Origin of the sequence: Oceanispirochaeta sp., from assembly GCF_027859075.1 — a bacterium.
In the GTDB taxonomy this organism is placed as follows: domain Bacteria; phylum Spirochaetota; class Spirochaetia; order DSM-2461; family DSM-2461; genus Oceanispirochaeta.
On sequence record NZ_JAQIBL010000337.1, the window covers coordinates 1 to 4990 of the forward strand.

At 48.8% G+C, this 4990-nt stretch carries 3 protein-coding genes; all 3 read left to right on the forward strand.

Translation table 11 applies throughout. The features are described from left to right. Positions 1 to 2288 (forward strand): DNA polymerase III subunit alpha (gene dnaE / locus PF479_RS19085; protein WP_298010191.1); only part of this gene is annotated, 2288 nt, incomplete at its 5' end. 50 nt (positions 2289 to 2338) lie between these two features. Next, positions 2339 to 2926 carry a YggT family protein gene (locus tag PF479_RS19090; RefSeq protein WP_298010194.1) on the forward strand — a complete coding sequence of 196 codons (588 nt, stop codon included), beginning with the start codon at positions 2339 to 2341 and terminating at the stop codon, positions 2924 to 2926. Positions 2927 to 2933: 7 nt separating this feature from the next. Continuing rightward, positions 2934 to 4990 (forward strand): ATP-dependent DNA helicase RecG (recG, locus tag PF479_RS19095; RefSeq protein WP_298010197.1); only part of this gene is annotated, 2057 nt, incomplete at its 3' end.

Sequence of the window (4990 nt, forward strand, 5' to 3'; positions counted from 1 at the left end):
ATCTGCTCTGCGAACGGTTCCTTAACCCCGAGCGCGTCTCCATGCCTGACTTTGATATTGACTTCTGCTTTGAAAGAAGAGGAGAGGTCATCGAATATGTAAACCGGAAATACGGACACGACCAGGTAGGGGGGATCTGTACCTTCGGAACCCTGAAAACAAAGGCCGTCCTCAAGGATGTGGCCCGTGTTCTGGATATTCCCTTTGCCGAATCCAATGCCATTACCAAGCTCATTCCCGAAGGGAAGGCTCCTGACGGCCGGAAGATCAATACCGAGGTGGCCCTGGAGATAGAGCCGAAGCTCAAGGAGTTCTACGACCGGGGCGGTGCCTATAGGGAGCTTTTTGATACGGCAAAGGTCCTGGAGGGGATGAATCGGCATATCTCCACTCATGCCTGTGGAAAGGTCATTGGGAATTCAGTCCTCACCAACTATGTTCCCCTCTATAAGGACCAGAAGACAGGTGAAATCACAACGGAATTCACCATGGACATCATCGAGCCCTGTGGGCTGGTCAAGATGGATTTCCTGGGTCTGAAAACTCTGACTCTTCTGAAGAATGTAGAAAAACTGGTTCAGAAAACAGATCCGGGTTTTAGTGTGGATACGGTTTCTGAAGAAGATGAGGCGACCTTTAAGATGCTCAGCAACGGAAAATCCACAGCTGTATTTCAGTTTGAGTCATCGGGAATGCAGGATATCCTCCGCCGGGCCAAACCCAATAACATTGAAGACCTCATAGCCTTGAACGCTCTCTACCGTCCCGGACCGATGCAGTTCATTCCCCAGTACATCGAAGGCAAGAAAACCCCCCGATCCATAACCTTTCCCGATCCGACCCTGGAAGAACTTCTGACACCGACCTACGGTGTTATCGTCTATCAGGAACAGGTCATGAAGGTAGCCCAGATCATCGGTGGATTCTCCCTTGGTAAAGCCGACATCCTCCGCCGGGCCATGGGTAAAAAGAAACTCAAAGACATGGAGAAGATGAAAGTAGAGTTTATTGCCGGAGCCAAAGAAATCGGACACAGCGAAAAGCATGCCTCTGGAATCTTTGACATGCTCGAGCCCTTTGCCGGATACGGATTCAACAAATCCCATGCGGCGGCCTACTCTGTGGTGGCCTATAAAACCGCCTACTGCAAGGCCAACCATCCGGCAGAATTCTGGGCAGCCAACCTTACCAATGAAATCAACGACACCGGTAAAATGACCGAAGACATGGAAAGTGCCAGAGATGAGGGAATTGAGATTGATGCTCCCGTTATCACCTTTTCAGAAAAGTTTTTCAATGTTGTTAATGGCAAGGTTTTTTATGGTCTAATCGGAATCAAAGGCATGGGAACAGCCGCCGTAGATGTGATCATCAATGAAAGGCATGCCCGGGGACACTATAAATCCCTTCTGGATTTTCTTGAAAGAGTAGATCTGCGCTCTGTGAATAAAAAAGTGATTGAAGTGAGCATTCAATCCGGTCTTTTTGACAGGATAGAGTCCAGCAACAGGGCGACCCTCCTCCATAATATGGAACGAATGATAGACCATGTGAACAGCATCAAGGAGCAGTCCCAGTTTGGTCAGGTCTCTCTCTTCGGTGAGAATCAGGATGAGATAACCCCCGAGCTGCGCCTGGAGGAAGTGCCCCCCTGGAGCAACAAGGATATACTGCAGATAGAGAAGGACAACCTGGGGTTCTATTTTTCTGGACATCCTCTGGATGAATACCGGCCCTTCTGGAACAAGTGCACCAACCTGAAACTGGACCAGCCGGGACGTGCTTCACCCGATAAGGAATACACCATCCTGGGGATGCTCAAATCCATCCGCACCACCATGACCAAGAGAGGAGCCAAGATGGCCTTCGCCTCGGTAGAGGACTTCAACGGCTCCATCGATCTGGTCCTTTTTTCAAAGACCTTCGATCAATACGCTCATTTACTGGAAGAAGACAAGGTTCTGGGATTCACCGGTCAGGTAGATCTGTCCCGGAGTGAACCAAGCTTCAAGGTCAAGGAGATCTTCCTACCCGAAGAGATGAGAGAGATTCAGAACAGCGAGATTCATATTGAGCTGGAAGAAAGGGAATATCTGAAAGACGAACTGGTAGATTTCAGAGCCTTTCTTCAAGACAGGAACGGTTCCAGCTCTGTATACCTTCATCTAAAGCGTCCGGAGAACAAGATCGTGGTCAAAGTATCGGGACAGATCACCATTGCCGCTAATCCTTCTGTCTTGCAGGAAATCGGTCAATATCCTATTGTATCTAATATTTGGAAGGAATAAGGCAGTTTTCGTCTTTTTCTATCTGTTAATCAGCTTAAGGGAGATTTTTAATGAGTCCAGTTCAGACTGTATTTCAATTTTTATCCGCACTAATATCCGTCTATATGCTTTTGATTATTTTCCGTGTCTTTCTGACCTGGTTTCAGGGTAGACTCAATGGCAAAGGAGTTGAAATTCTGATAAAAGTCACCGACCCCTATATGAATAGATTCAAAGGGATCAGCTGGCTCCGCTTCGGCTTCCTTGATTTTTCCCCCGTAGTGGCCATAGCCCTTTTAGGTCTGGTCTCACAAATTTTCAATTCTCTAGCCATCTCGGGCACTCTGACCCCAATGCTTATTGTGGTTTACATCCTCAGCAGCATCTGGAATTTCTTTCTTTTCTTTATTAATTTTCTGATTATCATGATGGTTTTCCGTCTGATTACCCTTCTGTTCTTTTCCACATGGAATCATCAGATCCTTTTTCAGATTGATACGATTTTGTATAAGGTGGTCGCCCGTATTCTAGGATTTTTTACGACAAAAACTGTAAAATTCTCCATAGCCTTGGCCGTCTGTGCCGGGATTCTTCTAGGTCTGAGAATTGCAGCGGGCATCGGAATTTCATTCCTGCTGAATTATCTGGCGGGACTCTAGATCCTGCATGTTTCTGGGAGAACTCCAACAGCCGGTCAACCGGCTGAAGGGGATTGGACCGAACCATCATAAATCCCTGTCCGCCCAGGGTGTCTTTACCATAGGGCAGCTTCTTTCTCATTTTCCTCTCCGTTATGAAGATCATCAGAGTGAGAAAACCATACTCCAGGCCGCCGGCATTGATGCGGTCAATACGGAAATGACTGTGATCGGCAGGGAAAGCTTTCCCTGGAAAGGAAGACCGACCCTGAAACTCCTGGTAGAAGATGAATCGGCCAGCGGGTCTCTTCTGTGCTACGGCCGTAATTTCCTGGGAGAGAAACTATTCACTGGGACAAAGATCTACCTTTACGGACAGTTTCAGTACCGCTTTGGAGAATGGCAGTGCGGTGCCTTTGAATTCGAAGTCATCTCGGAGACACCCGAGAAGTACGGCAGGATACTGCCTGTCTATCCCCTGGGAGGCAGCCTGAATCAGAATGTCCTCCGCAAGGCCATACAGCAGGGGATCAGGGAATACACTCCGGGACTGAAAGAAGAACTACCCGAACCTCTTAAGGAACATTACGGATGGTCTGACCGTCTGGCTTCCCTGAAAATGATTCACAGCCCCGCTACTCCCGAAGATGCCGAAAAAGCCAGGGCCTATTTTATCTACGAAGAACTCTTTCATCTGCAGACAGCAGTGGGCCGGAATGCGGTCAAACAAAGAGAAATCCATCGTGCTGTTCCTCACAAACTGCCCCGGAAAATAGAAGGCAGGCTCAAAAAAATTCTTCCCTTTTCACTCACCTCAGATCAGGAAAAAGTTCTGAATGAGATAACCGCCGATCTGGAGAGCAGCCGCCCCATGAACCGGCTGATACAGGGTGATGTCGGTTCGGGAAAAACACTGGTGGCCTTTATCGCAGCGCTGAATGCAATTGAGGGAGGCCGCCAGGCCGCCTTGATGGCACCCACAGAGCTGCTGGCCCGTCAGCATGCAGATAATGCGGCCCGTCTTCTAGACCCCCTGGGTATATCTATCGCCTACCTTTCGGGAAACACCCAGGGAGAAGGCCGGCGTCATCTGCTGAACCAGTTAAAAGAAGGAAATATTCAATTCGTTGTGGGGACCCATGCCCTGTTCTCCGAGGATGTGGACTACAAAGATCTGGGACTGGCGGTCATCGATGAGCAACACCGTTTCGGAGTTGCCCAGAGGCAGTTGCTGGCGGACAAGGGACGCTGTGTAGATCTTCTGTACATGACTGCCACCCCCATTCCCCGGACCCTGGCCATGACCGCCTTCGGCGATCTGGACGTCTCTACCATCAAGACCATGCCTCCCGGGAGAAAAGCCATCGAAACCCACTTGACCCGGGAAGGAAATGAAGAAAAAGTATACTCCTTTGTACAGCAGGAACTGAACAAGGGACGTCAGGCTTATTTTGTCTATCCCCTCATCGAAAAATCTGAGAAATTAAATCTGAAAGATGCGGAAAATATGTATGATCAGCTTCAAAAAGCCTTTCCCGGACGTTCTCTGGCTCTGATCCATTCACGCATTCCCGATGATGAAAAAAAAGCCAGGATGGAAGGATTTTCCACAGGTTCAGTGGATCTTCTGGTGGCGACTTCAGTCGTTGAAGTGGGAGTGGATGTACCGAATGCGACCATTATGGTGATAGAACATGCCGAACGCTTCGGCCTGAGTGCCCTTCATCAGCTCAGAGGTCGTGTGGGCAGAAGTGATATACAGTCCTTTGCCTTCCTGATCTACAGCAATAATCTTACAGAAGAAGGAAAAAAGAGACTGAAGGTTATGATGGAGAATTCAGATGGATTCATCATTGCCGAAGAGGACCTCAAGCTCAGAGGACCCGGAGAAATCGCGGGAGTCCGTCAATCGGGTTATATGAAATTCAGGATAGCCGACATGATCAGGGACAGTGATATTCTGATGCAGGCCCGCCGGGACGTGATTAAAATACTGGAAGATGATCCGGCCCTGATCCATCCTGAAAACAAGGTCCTCCAGGATCTGTGGGAATGTGCTCCCCCCTTCAGCGAAACCTTGATAAG